The sequence below is a fragment of the Clostridium sp. OM02-18AC genome, from assembly GCF_003481825.1.
In the GTDB taxonomy this organism is placed as follows: domain Bacteria; phylum Bacillota; class Clostridia; order Lachnospirales; family Lachnospiraceae; genus Brotaphodocola.
In genome coordinates this window covers 197,171-215,037 of the sequence record NZ_QULW01000003.1, presented here as the reverse complement: position 1 = coordinate 215,037, position 17,867 = coordinate 197,171, and the positions used below count along the sequence as shown (strand labels likewise).

Below are 17,867 nucleotides of genomic sequence, written 5' to 3'. Positions count from 1 at the left end.
CGTATAATTTAAGTAAAATTAGTGGATATCCACACAAGATATGTACATGGAAAAGCTGTTCAAAGTTGAAGCTGAATACAATGCATGGTTCCAAATCGAAAAGGAAAAAGCATTATGGTAATTATCGAATGTCTAGAAAAAATAGAAAAACTGATGAGTATTTACGAGCCTTACATGGTGGGGTGTCATCTGGAAGATGCGCCGCCGGAGGCGGTAGAAGCTCTTGAAAAAGTAAAGGAATGGTCATGGAAATAGGCTCAGTAAATGCCACCGGTCAGCGAACTGGTGGTATTTTTATACCCATTTACAACATGTTTAAAAGAACAGTTTTTAAATTGTAGAAATCTTGCATCAGGATGTTAAGGACTATCTAAGAAGTATCATCATGCAATAAGAGACCGGAAAACGGACTAACCATATATCTTTTTCATCCCGCCTATGCCACAATATCATTATCTGAGAATACAAGGGATAACAGGGGGAATGATCATTGGAAAAAGGAGAATTACCGGAAGAAAAGCAGCGTGAACAGGAAATACCTGCGGATGCGGGAAATACAGAACACGCAGAAACACAAGAGAAAAAATTGCAGCTTATCTGTGAGATAGATGATGTGCTGACATATGCCATTATACACAATAGTGCCAGAATCGTAAGGGATATTTGTCTGCAAAACGAAACAGAAAATGACAAAACGAATCTGAAAGTTTGCATTACATCGGACAACGGACTAACAGAACCGCTGGAATTTGCGGTGGATCAGATAAAAGCGGGAGAAGAGCGGCATTTTAAAAATTTGAATGTGTCAGTGAATACAGGATATTTTGCATCTCTTACGGAGCGCAGTATCTGCTGCCTAAAGGTTTGTGTCTATGAAAATGAGATGGTTTTGGCAGAGCAGACGGTGCAGATTACAGCACTTGCATTTGACCAGTGGCCGGGACTGAGGTATACATCGGAACTTTTGGCTGCATTTGCCATGCCGAATCATCCGGTAGTCATCAGTCTGATTCAAATAGCTGCACAGTATCTGGAAAAATGGACAAAAGATCCATCACTGGCAGGATACCAGTATCACGATCCGAACCGGGTCAATTATATGGCGGCAGCTGCGTATGCGGCAATTCAGCAGAAAAATATCACTTATGCGGAACCACCGTCCAGTTTTGAAACGTGCGGACAGAGAGTGCGTCTGGCTGATGCGGTAATGGAACAGCATCTTGGAACCTGCCTGGATATGACATTGCTGTATACAGCCTGTCTGGAGGCAATGGGATTAAATCCTATCCTGATCATGATGCAGGACCATATTTTTGCCGGAGTCTGGTTATCAGATGAGTCGTTCACGGACATGCTGGTGGATGATCCATCACAGCTGGAGAAGCGTATGTCCAAGGGAATCCGGGAAATGATCGTGGTGGAGTGTACGGCAATGTGTGCCGGAAAGAGCAGAAGCTTTGATGAGGCATCTGTAATTGCGCAGCGGAACGTATCGGATTATAGCCATTTCGTATTTGCATTGGATGTGAAACGGGCACGAAGTATGGGGATTCGTCCGCTTCCGGTTCGCGTCATGACAGCATCTGGTTTTGAGGTGCAGCATGAGGAACGAAAAGAACAGGATGTCACGCATGCACCAGAGAAGGTTGGAATATCATTCGAATTGCCGGATTCTTTCAAAAAGGAACGGGGTACCAAATTAACGCAATGGGAGAGAAAACTTCTGGATCTCAGTCTGCGGAATATGCTGATCAATATGCGTTTTACGAAAGCAGTAGTGTCTCTTTTGTCAGCGGATATCAGCCTTTTGGAAGATGCATTGTCGGATGGCGAGGAGTTTCAGGTACTTCCAAGACCTGCCGATATGTCGGTCAATGCAGAGGGAGACATTCCGGTTGAAGCGCTTGGGGAATTGGGAATATTTACGGATTTTATGGCGCTTGAGAGCCGGCATAAACGGCTTCATTCCCTGTATTCTGCAAAAGAACTGGATCTTAGTCTTACCAAAATGTATCGTTTTGCAAAAACATCGATGGAAGAAAACGGAGCAAGTACGCTCTATCTGGCATTGGGACTGCTGCGCTGGTTTGAAGAAAAGAAAGACCCCACTGCAAGGTATGCTCCGATTGTTCTTGTTCCGGTCGATATTGTGCGTAAATCTGCCCGCAAGGGTTATGCAATGCGTATGAGGGATGAAGATGCCCAGATTAATATAACGCTGCTGGAATTCTTAAAGCAGAATTGCCAGCTGCAGATCGGTGGATTGAATCCTCCTTTGACTGATGAGCACGGGCTGGATCTTCCAAAGATTTTTGCGATCATTCGTCATGCAGTAATGAATCTTCCCATGTGGGATGTAGTAGAAGCTGGAATTTTGGGGAATTTTTCGTTCTCTCAGTTTGTGATGTGGAATGATATACACAGCAACAAGGAGTTCCTTGAGAACAGCAAAATTGTCCGGAGTCTGATGATGGGAACAGTAGACTGGGATTGTTCTATTCCGAAGGAGATTGATGAGAACGAAGCATATCTTCCAGTGACGGTTGATGCATCTCAGCTGCGCGCGATTAATATGGCGGCGGCCGGAATCAGCTTTGTCTTGCATGGACCTCCGGGAACCGGAAAGTCCCAGACTATTACAGCCATGATTGCAAATGCGTTGACAAAGGGCAGGACGGTCCTTTTTGTAGCAGAGAAAATGGCAGCTTTGGAAGTAGTCCAGAAACGATTGACGGCATTGGGAATTCAGGATTTTTGCATGGAATTACATTCCAATAAATCAACCAAAAAGGCAGTGCTGGATCAGCTTCGCCGTGGACTGGAAATTGATGTTTGTGGAACAGAAACCGATTATGATAAAAAAATCCAGGACATTCGTGCCATGCGGACAGAATTGGATGCTTATGTAAAAGCACTCCATAAAAAACGCAGTTTTGGTAAGAGTCTTCGTCAACTGATGGATCTGTATGAAATGATTCCGGAACAGAGTCAGCTGGTTCGTTTTGATCATTCTTATGCCGAAAATCTGACAGAGAGCGATCTTGATCATCAGACGCAGTGTCTGGAACGTCTGGTTGCTTCTGCAAAGGGCATTGGGCATCCGCAGCACCATCCCTTGGCTGCGATCCGGCAGACACAGTACAGTCAGCGGCTGAAATTCGACCTGGAAAGTACGATTCGTACCTATGCCTCTTCTCTGGAAAATCTGCGCAGGCATGTGCTTGATTTTATTCAGATCATGGAACTTACAGTTCCGGTACAGGAAGCAGAATGGAAACAGATTTGCATATGCGGCAGCATGGTAAGTGCATTAAAAGAAATTCCTGCATTTTTGAGAAACAGTGAAGATACAGACCGGCAGTTTGAACTTCCGTTGGCCTATCTGGAGTCCAGAAATCTGTTTTTACAGAAAAAAGCAGATTTTCTAAAACGCTGGAATGAAAACTTCCTTCGTATGGATATGAACGATTTCCGGGGAAAATATAACCAGGCAAATCGGAGGTTTTTCGGAAAGAAAAAGGCACTGGATGCATTAACGGCAGAATTACAGGCGTATGCTGAGTTTCCGGTAGAAACAGACCGGATTCCGGTTTATCTTACGGATGTGTCTTTTTTCCAGAAAGAGCAGCAGGAAATAGCAGAAGCAGAGAGTACGCTTCCTTATGAATGGAAACAGGTTTTGCAAAAATATGACAATTCCGAATTGTTGCAGCAGTATCGTACAAAAATACGGGAACAGAAACAGGTGCTGAAGCAGTATGAGACTGTGACCAGCAAGCTGGAACGGTCAGGAAAACTGGAAAACTGCATTCAGTGTGCGGAAAAATTACAAGGTGACTGGCAGTGTGCAAAAAAAGCGGAACAAGCGGCGGATGAACTTTTGAAGCTTGATTTTTCGGTCAGCCAGTCAGAGCGTGGATGGCTTGAGAGCCGCCTGGAACTTTGCAAATGTATTCTGGATCATACGGATGCCTTGAAAGACTGGATTATTTACCGGCAATACGATGAAGAATGCAGAACACTTGGATTGTCACCTGTCTGTGATGCTTATGCAAACGGACTTTCTCATGATTCTGTCATGAATGTTTATCTGCGAAGTGTTTACCGCGAACTGATTCTGTCTGTCATTGAAACAGAGCCGGTATTGAATGAATTTACCGGAATAGGCTTTCATGAGAAAATTGCCCAGTTTAAAAAGATGGATCAGGAATTTATGGAATTGATCAAGGCAGAGATGTTCCATAAACTGACACATCAGCTTCCACGATCCGGAGATTCGGTGGAAGCCAGCAAAGAACTCAATATTTTACGCCGGGCTATCAGCAGCAATGGACGTGGAATCTCAGTCCGGAGTCTTTTTGAGCAGATTCCGCATATCCTGCCACGGCTTTGTCCTTGTATGCTTATGAGTCCAATATCCGCGGCACAGTATCTGAGGGCAGAAAACAATCTTGTGGATATTGTGATTTTTGATGAAGCTTCACAGCTTCCGACCTGTAAGGCCATTGGGGTTCTGGCACGTGGAACAAATGCCGTGATCGTAGGTGATTCAAATCAGATGCCGCCTACCAGTTTCTTTGCGGGTAATACCGTTGATGAAGATAATCTGGATCTGGAAGATCTGGATAGTATTCTGGATGACTGTCTTGCGCTTGGAATGCCGTCAGCCTATTTGCACTGGCATTACCGGAGCCGTCATGAGAGTCTGATTGCTTTCAGCAACCGGGAATTTTACGAAAACTCCATGCTCACGTTCCCATCTGTAAATGATCGGGAAAAAAGGGTACGGATGGTTCGAACAGATGACTTCTTTGATCGCGGAAAAGGCCGGGTAAATGAAGGGGAAGCGCAGGCAATTATCCGGGAGATCCGCAGCCGTTATGAGGATCCGATGCGCACAAAACAGACGATCGGCGTTGTAACGTTCAATATCAGCCAACAGACTTTGATCGAAGATCTTTTGCAGGCAGAATTTCAAAAGGATGCGGCATTTGACCAGTGGGCGAATACAGGAGAAGAACCGCTGTTTGTGAAAAATCTGGAAAATGTGCAGGGCGACGAGCGGGATATCATTTTATTTTCCATCGCCTTTGGTCCAGATGCAGAAGGAAAACTTTCCCTGAATTTCGGACCGTTAAACAAAGAGGGAGGCTGGAAACGCCTGAATGTGGCGGTATCCCGTGCGCGTTATGAGATGGTGGTATTTACAACCATGACCTCTGATATGATTGATTTGAGACGGACAAAATCCAAAGGAGTAGAGGCACTGAAGGATTTTCTGGAGTTTGCGCAGAAAGGCCGGCTTCAGGGAGAATATGTGGAGACACATCTTCAGAAAAATCAGGGAATTTTAGAACACGTATGTCAGGCTATCAAAGAAGCCGGATATCAGTATCAGAAATCCGTTGGACATTCCAAATTCAAAATTGATATTGCAGTCATCAACCCGTATGAGCCGGAAGAATATCTGCTTGGTATTATGCTGGATGGAGAATCTTACAGGCAGTCATCGAATACCAAAGACAGGGAGGTTGCTCAGGCTAACGTTCTGACTGGGTTGGGGTGGGAACTGTACCGCATTTGGACAATGGACTGGTAGGACAATCGGGAAAGAGAATTGTCAAAATTGCGGGAAGTTCTGGAAGAAAAGAAGAAAGCTGCGGAGAAACGCTATCAGGAACATCAAAATTTGGAAGAGGAAGAAACTCTGAAAAAAGCAGAATCTACACTGATACCTGAAACAGAGAATGTTTTGGAAAATGTTTCCGGGATAGAGATGGCTTCGGAGCCTGTTTCAAACCAGTCTCAGGAATCTGCTTTGGAGACTGTACCAAAGTCAGAACAGTCACAATCCGTAACGGATGATGCTGAACAGGAAGAACAGCGGATTTTGGATACAGAAGCGCCGATTTCTTATGACCGTCTAGTGAAGAAAACTCTTCGGACATTTCATATCGTCAGATCCAGTCCTCAGACTTTGGAAGTTACAGACAAAGCCATGAAGAAGGTATCTGCACGTTTGAATAAACAGGCTGGAGTGAAATTTTACTGGAGAAAAGATCAAGATCCTGAGCGGTATGCCATATACCGGATAGATGAAAAAGGATCAGATAAACGATCCGTAGAAGAAATCTGTCAGCAGGAAATGAAAAATGCAGTATGTGTTGCACTGCAGGAGAAAGGAGTACAGTCAAAAGAAGAATTATTGCGGAATACAATCCGGGTTATGGGATATAGCAGAAGCAGTACAGCATTGTTGGCAGCTGCTGAACGCGGATTGAAATACGGGCGAAAAACCGGAGAAATTATAATGAATGAAGAAAAAAACTTTATTTTGAATCAGGATAATGAAATGGATTCTGGCAGAATGTAAGGTGAATTAGCCAGATTTTAGAAAATGATACCTGAATTCATCACAAAAAGGCATCGGCTGGGAGAAATCTCTGCCGATGTTTTTTTGCGATTAATTTTACAATATTACGATTGAAATTATCAGCCACTACTTTGATTTAGGATAATGAAGATAGAAATACTGAGAGAAAATTATGATTTGGTGTCCTTTTTAAGGGACATGCTAGGCGGTAAAATAACAATATCAAAAGAAGTATCAAATAGAGATGAATCGAAAGAATAATGGCTATATTCAAAAGCCGGAAGGGATGACGCTATGAAGAATGAGAGAATCGTAAGTATGGGAACTAATTCGATGATTTATCATAAGCCAGGATGCAGATATATTGCAAAAATAAAACAACAGAATAAAATGTCTCTTCCTAAATCTGAGGCAAAGCGAGAGGAATATCATGTATGCAGATACTGCAATAGTATGAATCATCATATTCGGACTGAGCAGCAGCGGATTGAGTATTATTCAAAATATAAAAAGATGCAGTTCAATTACATAAATGGTATTTTATATGTCAAAACAGAAATCGGATGTTGGAAACTTGTATATGTGCGCAGAGAAGAAAAAATAGCTTTGTATCATAGAAATGCGACAACAAAACCTCTTGATTTTGAGCATCCACAGTATGAAGCGTATCATCGCCAGGAAGATAAGCCTTGGGGCAATTCTATTGAAAGTTATTTGGATTACATTTAAGTACAGTTTACAAGGGACTACACAGGGTAGGTATCTGACGGGGGTTCCGCCCGTCAGATTTTCCATGTGATGTTCAAGCTGTCGCTTGTAGCGGCTGTGGTGGTAATCATCAAGTCCACCACCCGCCGCTTGTCGTCAAAGGATACATTCTCCCAAGTGTCGAGGTAGCCGGAAATTTGGCTGACCTGTTCCGGGCTGATGGCTTCCACCGTCAGCTCCGCTATCCTCGCCAGAAGTTCCTGCTTGCGCCCGTCCAGTTCCGCTATCTTCACATTCACATAGGAGAGCAGGACATTGTTTGCACCCGTCAGACTGTCCACCAGCTTTTCAATCTCGCTGTCCACATGGGCAAGCTCCACTTGCAGTACTGCAATTTTCGGGTTTGCCTTTGCCGCTTTCTTTCTGCCTGTCAGAGTCTTGTAGCTTGCCAGTTTCTTTACCATCTGCTGATAAACAACCGCTTCCAGCTCCGAAGTGATGATTTTCCCGCACCCGGCACAGCTTTTATTGTCCAGCCGTTTCGTACAGCGAAGGTATTGCTTGCCGGAGGAATTGAAGATACTCATAAGGGCATACCCGCAGTTCCCGCACTTGATTTTTCCCGCCAGCCATGTATGGGTGGCTTTCCGGGCAGACTGGATTTTCATGTTGTTCATCAGCTTCTTGCGGCAGGTCAGCCAGATGTCAGAGGGGACAATGCCCTCATGGGGAGCCAGTACCAGCATTTGGTCTTTCAAGTCGTTCTTTTTGCTGGGCTTCACATCCCGCCCTTGATACAGATAGCAGCCGTTCATGCCAGTAAAATCGGCAGCGTCATTGACAATGACCATCCCTTGACTTTTGAAAAACTCATACACATCAAGGTCTGCCTGCACATAGACAGGATTGCGTAACATCTGCGCCAGCGTGGGGCGTATCAGCTCTTTGCCATGGAACAAAATCCCCTGTTCGGCAAAGTACCGGGTAATGTCCCCGTAGGAGGTTGTGGGCTGAGCATACATCTCAAACATCAGCCGGATATTTGCCGCTTCGTCTGGATTTACCACCAGCTTTTTTGTATTGATACCGTCCATCTTAATCGGCTCTGTATGGAAGCCGTAAGGGGCTTTCCCACCCATCTTGAAACCTCGCTGGCTGCGGGAATAGTAAGCGTCCGTTACTCGCTTCTGTATGGTTTCCCTCTCAAGCTGGGCGAACACGATACAGATATTTAACATCGCCCGCCCCATCGGGGTGGAGCCCCGCAAATCAACGATGGCTTCGGAAAACCTTATGCCCCGGCTTCCTCACTCTGCCGTTTGTCGGCATACTTGCGGAACACCTCATAAAGCTGCTGTTCCAGCTCCCGGCGTTTTGCCGCTTCCTGCTCCGGCGTGAACACCGGGGAGAGATTTTCCAGCGTGATTTCCTTTCCCTGAAAAGTCACGACTTCGGTTTCTTTCTTGTATCTGATATGCTCCATAGTACCTCCGTATTTAATTTTCAAAGTGCAGTGCCGTCATACCGCGGCGTGAAATGTTTTCTGTCATCGATCACCGTTCCCTTGTGTGCCGCTGCTGCCGTTTCAGTTCTGCCAGCACCTCCGGCGGGATACGGTCTACCAGCCGCTGAATGTCTTTCAGCTCGCTTTCCAGCTTTGCCCGTTCCATCGTATCTTTCATCTTGCCTTTTTCGCTGGCTTTGGCTCTGGCTTCCAACTGTTCATTTTCTGCCAAAAGGTCGTTTATCGTGACCTTGTATTTTTTGAGCTGTCCGGAGAAGTTCTCCATCTGCGGAAACCACTTTTTCAGCAGGGAGAGGGCTTCCTCTTTCTTCTTTCCGGCATTGAACGGGGTAATACCGTCCAGCGTGGCTTCAATGGCTCTTGCCTGTTTGGAGAGATTGACCGCCTGCTTAAACAAACGGGTGGGGATATGCTTCCTGCCTGTCTTGCTGGCACTTTCCCCACGCTCCAAGTCGGGATATTTCTCCACCATATAGGCGTGAAAATCGTCCTGCCATTTTGTGAGGTTGGCTCTATTCCCAATAATCTCCTTTGCACACAGGCGGTTGTCCTCTGTCAGCGGGACAAAGACCAAATGCAGGTGGGGCGTTTTCTCGTCCATGTGTACCACCGCCGACACGATATTTTCTTTCCCTACCCGCCCGATTAAGAAATCAGCCACCCTCTGGAAAAACGCCTGTATCTCCTTTGGGGATTTTTTCTTGAAAAACTCCGGGCTGGCGGTTATCAGCGTATCGACAAAGCGTGTGCTATCCTTGCGGGTGCGGCATCCGGCTTGTTCAATGCGGCTCTGAATGAAATGGTAATAGCGGCTCTCCGGCTTGACGATATGGAAGTTGTATTTACTCCGGCTTGTGTCAATGTCGGGATTGCTGGCGTACTGTTCCTTTTGCCGTTCGTGATGGGCTTCCAGCGGTCTTGCCGGATTGCCTTTGTGTTTTTCAAATCGCAAGATTGCGTGTTGTGCCATGAAACTCCTTTCCACATTCCGTTCTTTTCCGGGACTTTTCCACAGGAAAATCCCGCAGAAAATATCTCAGATAGGATAGGAATGGATAAGATATAAATAAAATCGTTTTAATCTCTGTATTTCTATATACCGTCCGGTTTTCGTACTTCAAGAGGATTGATTATCGTACTTGTGGAGTGCGGTTTTCAGTCCTCCGGCGTACCATAACCGGATTTCTTGAAGTCGGTGTTTGGAACCGCTTCATAGGATTTGGGGTAAATGCGGTTGGGTTTTCCACAGCCCTGCTTCTGGATCTCCACCAGTCCGGCATATTGCAGCTCCCGCAGGGTGTTGACCGCCTTCTGCCGCCCGCAGTGGAGCAGTTCCACTACCTCATTGATGGGATAGTAGAGGTAAATGCGCCCATATTCGTCCGCCCAGCCGTTTTTCCGGGACAGGTCTGTCCGGCGCAGGATAAAGGCGTACAGTACCTTTGCTTCGTTGGACAGGGGTGTGAATGTGGGGGCTTCAAAGAGGAAATTGGGAAGCCGGATAAAGCTGACCACCTTTTCCGGTTGATGGATATAAATGGTGTTTGTCATATCGTGTTTTGTGGACGGTTAGAAGCCTGTTTCCGGGGGCAGACGGTAGTTTCTATTGCCTACCCCTGTTCTGTGCTTGTAAAGCCTTGTAAATCAAGGACTTTTCAGCCCCTAACTGTCCACACAAGACCTCCTTTTCCGTTCACTTTCTGTTTTCTGCCGCCTGTGAACTCTGGCGGCGCAGTCGGGACAGTATTTCGCCCGGTTGGACTTTGGGACGAACACTCTGCCGCAGACCGCACAGCGTTTTAGCTCCTTATCCTGGAAAACCTCCGCTTCCAGCGTTCCGATTTGCGGCAAGACCGACCAGCGGAACCACTTGCAGCAGACCGAGAAAGAAATGGTCTGGGGGCAGGCGTGGATGTCTCCATCGTCAAGGAACATACAGTTCCCGTCCTCATAACAACAGCACTCCCGGCGGATCAGGGCGTTTGCCTGTTTCCTCTGTGTCGGTGTCATGCGGTAAAGGGAGCCGTCCGGCTTGCGCTCTATGGGCGGCAGTTGTTTATATGGGTTCTCTCTCATGTGTTCCCTCCATTTTTCCTTTGCCGTTCTCCCCGAAAAGGCTTCCTGCCCCATTCCTGCGGCGTGTTCCAGCGTTGGCACGCTCCCCGGACTTCGGGACATTTTGTCCCGAAGTGGCTCGTTGCGGTGCTTCCCCTGCTGGGGTATTCCTTTTCGGATGGTCATTCATTTTTCAAGGTGCAGTTCATCGATGAACTACCCTAAGTCTACACGAAAAAAATGCAATTCCCGGAATCTTGCGAGAATTGCATTTTAGGGCAATATTCAATTTCAAAATTGCAGTTCTGCAATTTTCTTGTATAATGGGAAATAGGAAAAGGAGGTGCTGTGTATGGCTTTACCCGGAACACCCGGACAAAGGATTTCTGATTTGTGCAACGGCAATCATATTTCTCAAAAGCAACTTGCGGAGAAGATAGGCGTATCTGCTTCCCAGTTGAGCCGCATTGTCAGTGGGGAAACAAAGACGGTCAGCAGCGATATTCTCATAGGCGTGGCAAAGGAATTTAAGGTATCAACGGACTACATATTAGGCTTGTCCACCTTGAGTGTCCGTAAAAGTTATGATATTTCTGAATTAGGATTGTCCGAGGGAGCTGTGAGAGGGCTTGTGGCAGGTACAGTCGATGTGCAAATCCTTAACCGTCTGTTGGAACACAGGAACTTCCCGAAACTGATGGATTTGATACGGATTTATTTTCAAGACACAGCGGCAAAGGGTATCATGGCACGAAATCAGCTGATTGAACTGGCAACGGCTTCCTTGTCCGATCTGATGAAAGAACACCCGGAACATCGGGCAGAAGCAAAACAGGATTTGCAACTTCTGAACGCACAGAAGATGGGAGAACATGAAGCGGAAATTGAAAAAATCAAGAATGTATTTCTTGCTATCCTGCGAGATATTAAGAAAGATATGGACAACAGAGAACAGCCAGGAGAAGCTGTGACCGCCGCTATGTTCCAAACCATGCAGGAAACCATGAAAGACCACCAGCAGGAGCTGCTTTCTATGGACGATGTAACTGCTATGATTGCCGGACAGATTGGGAAGTTTCTTCCGATGGACGAGGAAACGGCGGAACAGTTCCGGCAGTTGGCAAAGAGGATGATGGAGCAGGTAGGAAAATAATTGCAGAAAAATATATGTAGTTTTATAAAACAATCAGGAGGATTACATGAGACGGGTAAAAAAAGAAAAAAGGAATAAAGTGCTTATTTTTAGTGTGATTATCTTGCTTCTTGTATGTGCAGGCATTGCGATAGCCAGTTTGCATAAAGTAAATAATATTTTGTTGGAAAACTCGTCTGAGGCAACAATAGAAATTATTGGAAATTCAAGTACAACTGAACCTGCACAAGAGCTTCGAGGAACTGTAAAAGATGCAACAATGAATACTCTAACTGTTCAAGGTGAGGATAATCGTGAATATTATTTTGGAACAGAAGGTGTAAATATTTCAACTGGTGAGACAGGAATAGTGATTGGGAATCCAGTGACAGTTTCATATCATGGCAAATTGGATTTGAATGCATCTGTACAAGAGGTTGAATTACTTTCCATTACGGTTACGGATTCCAGTTTGAATACCGAAAATCCTGAACCAACAACTGGTGAAACAGAGCCAAGTCCCCCTTCTGCTTCCGTGACACAGAAAGCACAAGAAATTCTAAATGCAATGACGCTGGAAGAAAAAGTTGGACAGATGTTTATTGCACGCTGTCCCGAAATAAATAGCGTACAGAAGGTAAAGGAGTATAATCTTGGAGGTTATATTCTTTTTAGCCGAGACTTTTCTGGAAAAACAAGAGATGAAATTATCCAGAATATTCAAAGTTACCAAGGTGCAGCAAAAATCCCCATGTTTATCGGAGTAGATGAAGAAGGAGGCACTGTCAACCGTGTTAGCACAAACCCTAATTTGCGAGCTGTGCCTTTCTGGTCCCCTCAAGAACTCTATGCTGAAGGTGGCTTTGATTTGATTCAAAGTGACACACAAGAAAAATGTGAATTATTGAATAGTTTGGGGATTAATTTGAACTTTGCCCCAATCTGCGATGTTTCGCAAAATCCAGAGGATTTTATTTATGACCGGAGTTTTGGACAGAACGCAGAGCAAACTGCCGCTTATGTCCACTTAGTTGTGCAAACCATGTTTCAAGAAGGTATGGGGAGCGTCCTAAAGCATTTCCCCGGGTACGGAAATAATGTGGATACACATACAGGTATTGCTTATGATAATCGCACCTATGAAACATTTTTGAACTCAGATTTCTTGCCGTTTCAAGCAGGAATTGATTCTGGAGCCAATATGGTATTAGTTTCTCATAATGTGGTATCCTGCATGGATAGTCAAACCCCTGCTTCGCTGTCTTCACAGGTACACAAAATCCTGCGGGAAGAATTAAAATTTACTGGAGTTATTATTACAGATGACTTAGCTATGGATGGTGTGCGCAATTTTGCAGAAGACACAAAAATTGCAGTTCAAGCTGTGAAGGCAGGAAATGATATGTTATGCTGCACAGATTTTGAGGTGCAAATTCCAGCCATACTTGAAGCAGTCAAACAGGGAGAAATTACAGAGGAACGAATCGATGAATCTGTTTTACGCATATTAGAATTAAAAATTTCACTTGGGATAATATAAAAGTTTATTTACAAATAGTCTAAAATTTCAGTTTTTACGGAGTGTGTCCACAAGTTCGGTGTAGAACGAGGAACGGGGACTTTCATATACGCCCCGTCTGCTGATGAAACCAGTCCTGCGCTTGCGGCTCCACGTCACGCAATCACAACCCTGTTTTCCTGCTGCTTCAAACGCCTTTGCCCTCCCCGGCGGCAACCTTATTTTCGCAGCAACGCCGACAGAGCGTATAACACACTACACTTTGCAAGCAAAGTCGTGTGCCAAGGGGCAAGCCCCTTTGGAAACCCCGGACAACAAAACAGGCTGAATATCTCGCACTTTCCCGGTGCTTGATACTCAGCCTTTATTTGTTGTCAGCAGCCCCCGTTTCGTGGTCTGCGTGTAGTTCCTTGTAAACTGACCTAATGAACACGATAAATACAAAGCGGCTCTTGAACGCGGCGAAAAGATAACAAAGTTTTCCAGTAAAAAGTACGAAAGACATGAAGCAAAAGCTCAAAGAAAACGTGAAAACAGAAGAGTTGATTATCTATTCAGAATGCTTGAGAGAGAAAATTCAGGTTATAAAGAATTATCATATTGTTAAGAAAATCAATGAAAGTGTCTAGTGCGAATTGGAAGCACACATAAGATCAGAGTTGGATTCGCACTGAAAAATTGCAGTGTTTTTATAAGGTTGACAGCACTGTGGAAAAATAATAAGATTATTTTGTGAGGTTCGTTATAAATGTTATGATGGGCGAATAATTGTGCATATGTGGAGTCACTTCCTTCGCGGAAGTGTGGATTGAAATTATCATATTGGGTGATAACCGAAATTTATATATTGACGGCTTGAAACAATACAGAAAAGAACAGAAAACAGATATATTAGTGTCTTTCATGAAAAAAAAGAAGCAGAGGTTTATTATCAGCAATGTGAATATTTCATGTAATACAGAAGCTAGAAAAGTGGTTGTAGGTTACGGCTGTATAGAGAATCGGTGTAAGGTATAAAAGAAAAAATCAGTAATTTAGCAAACCTCAAATTAGAGAGATGTTACGAATAAGAAAGAACAGGTGAATTGATATGATTGATATTTATACAGAAAAGAAATCGTCTCCCAATTGGATTCTAAAAAATGATCTTTATTTTAATTTAAATACCAGTAATGAAGAAATGACGGAACAGGATAAGAAGCTTATTTATCAGGTTGATGATGCAGTTTTAACAACAGATAAGCATATAGAAACAAAATATGGACTGGGAACCATCAGAAATTTATCTTCCGGCTGCAAGACTTTATTAAATATTGTAAAACATCCAGATAAAATAGTATGTGTTGAGGAATGTGGACCTAATGTTCTTAAATTGATATTTCAGATGGACAATATAAAAATTTGTATGTCACGACCAAGTTATGTTGAAATTCCAGACAAGGCTAAACTGTGTTTTAACAATAAAGATATAGTGACAGGCAATGCAGGGTATCAAGCCTGGTGGAGCAGAGAGTACGAAAGGAGAGAGGAAGATGATTTATAAAAACATTGCTTTTCAGGCAGCCCCTTTTTTCTATAATTTGTCTTTCGATGACCGAATTACTCTTGTCGGAGGAGACAGTGGAACAGGAAAAACAGTTCTCTATGAGATCCTTGAAGATTTGAAACTGACAGATGAGTATCATGCTATTAAGCTATTTAATTATAAATCGGAAAATATTCTGGAAGATCTTAAAAAGTGCAGAAATAGTTTTGTTGTGATTGATAATGCCGACATTTTGATCACTGATGATATACGAAAATTTATTAATTTCGAATTTTCAAATCAATATATGCTCTTTTTGAGAAATTGTGATGGTTTAAATGTTTCAGATAAAAGTTTCAAAGTGCTAAAATTGAAGGATAATAAGATAACACTGGAAGAGGAAGTGTGATATGAAGTATTTGTGGACAGAAGATACCGGTGCAGGTTTTCATTTCTGGCAATTGGTGAATCAACATTTCTTTGATGGTGAATTTGTCGTTGAAAGCAAAGAGAGTAATCAAGGTATATTGGATGCAATCTATCAGTTACAACCTGTTTCGGATGACATCTATTATATTGCATTTGATTATGTATTAGATAACCAGGATATAAGGAATAAGTATCGTATTTTAAAGCAATTGGCTAATCAGTCGAACGGTCATATTGTTATCTTGGATATGATTTGTTTTGAATATTTAATTTTGGCATTTGATAAACTAATTTCATGGACAGGTACAGGAAAGAAAGATAAAATTAATGCGCGGGACGAGATTCTTTCAGCAATGGAAAATCATAGAATTAATTTATCGAAAATTAAAGGTGAAAAAACAATACAATATTTGTCTGGTTTTAAACGGTTTTCCACAGAGCGTGTCATGAAATCATTGGCAGGTGAGTTGACTGAAAATGAAAAGTGGTCTATAAAAGGAACTCTGATGGGAGAGTGTTGGTATAAGAACTGCTGCGTATCAGATCATAAAGACCACTTTAGATGCGGGAAACCGGAACTTGAATCTGGAAACAAAAAAGTGACAGCATTAATTCTGTCAGAAGTTGTACAGCAGATTTTGAAAACGATATGATTTCGGAGTGGAGTATTGATTAATGATTACTTCATAATAAAATAAGTTTTCATTATCAAATCTTAGGCAATTGTGGAAAGCATGTATGCATGTCATTGAATATGAGGTGCGAGTCGCAAGTACACATAAAAATACGTGTGGATTCGCACGTCTTCCAATAAGAATATTTTATTTGCTTGACGATATGAAAAAGAAATATTATTATTAGTTTGTAAGTCGTGCTATGATTTTTGCAGATATGCACGAGAAAATTGTACACATTTGCTGTCGCTTCCCTCGCGGAAGCGTGGATTGAAATAAGCAGATGCACAGATCTATCCCGAACGGAATTGTGTCGCTTCCCTCGCGGAAGCGTGGATTGAAATTTGCATCTGCGAATCCGGTTGTAAGAGCAATCGGGTCGCTTCCCTCGCGGAAGCGTGGATTGAAATCTTATACGGTTTCAGCATCGTTATCGTCCTCCTTGTCGCTTCCCTCGCGGAAGCGTGGATTGAAATGGATTTTTGTTTACAGGAGCGGAGGTAGTATGGCGTCGCTTCCCTCGCGGAAGCGTGGATTGAAATGCCCTCATGGTGTTTTAGTTCTCGGCATTTTGCGTCGCTTCCCTCGCGGAAGCGTGGATTGAAATCGGTTACTGTATCGTTTACCCTTATCTTTGTAACGTCGCTTCCCTCGCGGAAGCGTGGATTGAAATTGTGGTATTTACAATCTTGTACTCGCCCCTGCGGTCGCTTCCCTCGCGGAAGCGTGGATTGAAATATTGATATAACACCCCGCTTTTTGCCCGTATTTGTCGCTTCCCTCGCGGAAGCGTGGATTGAAATCATATCAGTGCCGCAAGTATGCCGAGAATGTATTTGTCGCTTCCCTCGCGGAAGCGTGGATTGAAATCGGCGTGACCGTGGCCGGGGAAAAAACCAATGAACGTCGCTTCCCTCGCGGAAGCGTGGATTGAAATCAGTCTATGCCGTCCACGAATAAAAGCAAGGTGTGTCGCTTCCCTCGCGGAAGCGTGGATTGAAATCACGCCTGTAGCCGTCTGGATGCCGGAGGACTCATTGTCGCTTCCCTCGCGGAAGCGTGGATTGAAATTGCTGATGTGTCAAATAGGTATGGTGCATATCAGTCGCTTCCCTCGCGGAAGCGTGGATTGAAATTTCCAACACTGAATATGATGCTGACAGTGATATTGTCGCTTCCCTCGCGGAAGCGTGGATTGAAATTGATATTTTCAGCAACACCTCCCGCATCTCTGCCGTCGCTTCCCTCGCGGAAGCGTGGATTGAAATATGACAGCGCCGTCCAGATAGTATTGTGCCTGCGTCGCTTCCCTCGCGGAAGCGTGGATTGAAATATTACTGCATCGGTTTTCCATCCGCCACGCTCCTGCGTCGCTTCCCTCGCGGAAGCGTGGATTGAAATAATGATGCAATAGCAAATTCAGGCGTGGGTGACGTCGCTTCCCTCGCGGAAGCGTGGATTGAAATAATGGTTGTCATTAACCTTGACCTTGGTGATATGGTCGCTTCCCTCGCGGAAGCGTGGATTGAAATAATTTGATGCCCTTGCCATATATCGGTGCATCAGGTCGCTTCCCTCGCGGAAGCGTGGATTGAAATCATACTTTGCACACATTCCTGTATCTTCATAAGGTCGCTTCCCTCGCGGAAGCGTGGATTGAAATAGTTTGGAAATACTTGCTATATCAATAAAGATGAAGTCGCTTCCCTCGCGGAAGCGTGGATTGAAATTAGCAAGCGGGCGAACCGCTCTAATTCCATATTTGTCGCTTCCCTCGCGGAAGCGTGGATTGAAATTCCCATAGATCTGTTTGTTATCCGGATCCAGTGAAGTCGCTTCCCTCGCGGAAGCGTGGATTGAAATTCCTCCAGGAAATGGCGGATCGAACGGGTCTGAGTCGCTTCCCTCGCGGAAGCGTGGATTGAAA

The 17,867-nt window shown here is 44.1% G+C and carries 13 protein-coding genes, 1 pseudogene and 1 CRISPR repeat array (1 of these 15 cut by a window edge); of the genes and pseudogenes, 9 read left to right on the top strand and 5 right to left on the bottom strand.

Annotated features, from left to right (window positions below; translation table 11 throughout):
* The first annotated feature begins 114 nt into the window (after positions 1–114).
* The 4 genes from DXB18_RS16105 (at position 115) to DXB18_RS16100 (ending at position 7,102) form a co-directional block, all read left to right on the top strand.
* Positions 115–255 carry a hypothetical protein gene (locus tag DXB18_RS16105; RefSeq protein WP_182430456.1) on the top strand — a complete coding sequence of 47 codons (141 nt, stop codon included), beginning with the start codon at positions 115–117 and terminating at the stop codon, positions 253–255.
* A 235-nt stretch (positions 256–490) separates the two neighbouring features.
* Complete coding sequence (locus tag DXB18_RS03855; protein WP_243103139.1) at positions 491–5,599, top strand: DUF4011 domain-containing protein; 5,109 nt, start codon at positions 491–493, stop codon at positions 5,597–5,599.
* A 90-nt stretch (positions 5,600–5,689) separates the two neighbouring features.
* Entirely contained in the window at positions 5,690–6,373 is a 684-nt protein-coding gene (locus DXB18_RS16490) for a hypothetical protein (RefSeq protein WP_243103137.1), read from the top strand.
* A 294-nt stretch (positions 6,374–6,667) separates the two neighbouring features.
* Positions 6,668–7,102 (top strand): hypothetical protein, encoded by a 435-nt coding sequence (locus tag DXB18_RS16100; protein WP_182430455.1) that lies wholly within the window; start codon positions 6,668–6,670, stop codon positions 7,100–7,102.
* A gap of 53 nt (positions 7,103–7,155) precedes the next feature.
* Here the strand turns inward: DXB18_RS16100 and DXB18_RS03845 are convergent.
* The 5 genes and pseudogenes from DXB18_RS03845 to DXB18_RS03820 all read right to left on the bottom strand — a co-directional run.
* Positions 7,156–8,340 (bottom strand): annotated as a pseudogene (locus DXB18_RS03845) (recombinase family protein); the annotation flags it as partial.
* 32 nt (positions 8,341–8,372) lie between these two features.
* A complete protein-coding gene (locus DXB18_RS03840) occupies positions 8,373–8,564 on the bottom strand; it encodes a hypothetical protein (RefSeq protein ID WP_002566025.1) in 192 nt (63 codons plus the stop codon).
* A gap of 70 nt (positions 8,565–8,634) precedes the next feature.
* Positions 8,635–9,576: a MobV family relaxase gene (gene mobV, locus DXB18_RS03835; RefSeq protein WP_118706060.1), complete on the bottom strand. Its 942-nt coding sequence runs from the start codon at positions 9,574–9,576 to the stop codon at positions 8,635–8,637.
* Between the two features lie 185 nt (positions 9,577–9,761).
* Complete coding sequence (locus DXB18_RS03825) at positions 9,762–10,157, bottom strand: replication initiator protein A (RefSeq protein WP_117558680.1); 396 nt, start codon at positions 10,155–10,157, stop codon at positions 9,762–9,764.
* A 111-nt stretch (positions 10,158–10,268) separates the two neighbouring features.
* Complete coding sequence (locus tag DXB18_RS03820; protein WP_118540404.1) at positions 10,269–10,682, bottom strand: cysteine-rich VLP domain-containing protein; 414 nt, start codon at positions 10,680–10,682, stop codon at positions 10,269–10,271.
* A 331-nt stretch (positions 10,683–11,013) separates the two neighbouring features.
* On the opposite strand from DXB18_RS03820, the gene DXB18_RS03815 reads away from it, so the two are divergent.
* From DXB18_RS03815 to DXB18_RS03790, 5 genes are all read left to right on the top strand, one after another.
* On the top strand, positions 11,014–11,814 hold the full coding sequence (locus tag DXB18_RS03815; RefSeq protein ID WP_117558679.1) for a helix-turn-helix transcriptional regulator: 801 nt from the start codon (positions 11,014–11,016) through the stop codon (positions 11,812–11,814).
* Positions 11,815–11,860: 46 nt separating this feature from the next.
* On the top strand, positions 11,861–13,333 hold the full coding sequence (locus DXB18_RS03810) for a glycoside hydrolase family 3 N-terminal domain-containing protein (RefSeq protein WP_243103134.1): 1,473 nt from the start codon (positions 11,861–11,863) through the stop codon (positions 13,331–13,333).
* A gap of 1,069 nt (positions 13,334–14,402) precedes the next feature.
* A complete protein-coding gene (locus DXB18_RS03800) occupies positions 14,403–14,855 on the top strand; it encodes a DUF4869 domain-containing protein (RefSeq protein ID WP_118706056.1) in 453 nt (150 codons plus the stop codon).
* Positions 14,845–15,246 carry an ATPase gene (locus tag DXB18_RS03795; protein ID WP_118706054.1) on the top strand — a complete coding sequence of 134 codons (402 nt, stop codon included), beginning with the start codon at positions 14,845–14,847 and terminating at the stop codon, positions 15,244–15,246. Before DXB18_RS03800 ends, DXB18_RS03795 begins: the two co-directional genes overlap by 11 nt.
* Position 15,247: 1 nt before the next feature.
* Positions 15,248–15,919, top strand: a complete 672-nt coding sequence (locus tag DXB18_RS03790; protein WP_118706052.1) for a hypothetical protein — start codon at positions 15,248–15,250, stop codon at positions 15,917–15,919.
* Positions 15,920–16,185: 266 nt separating this feature from the next.
* A CRISPR array of direct repeats spans positions 16,186–17,867; the repeat unit is 32 nt; unit sequence GTCGCTTCCCTCGCGGAAGCGTGGATTGAAAT; it runs 1,781 nt beyond the window's last position.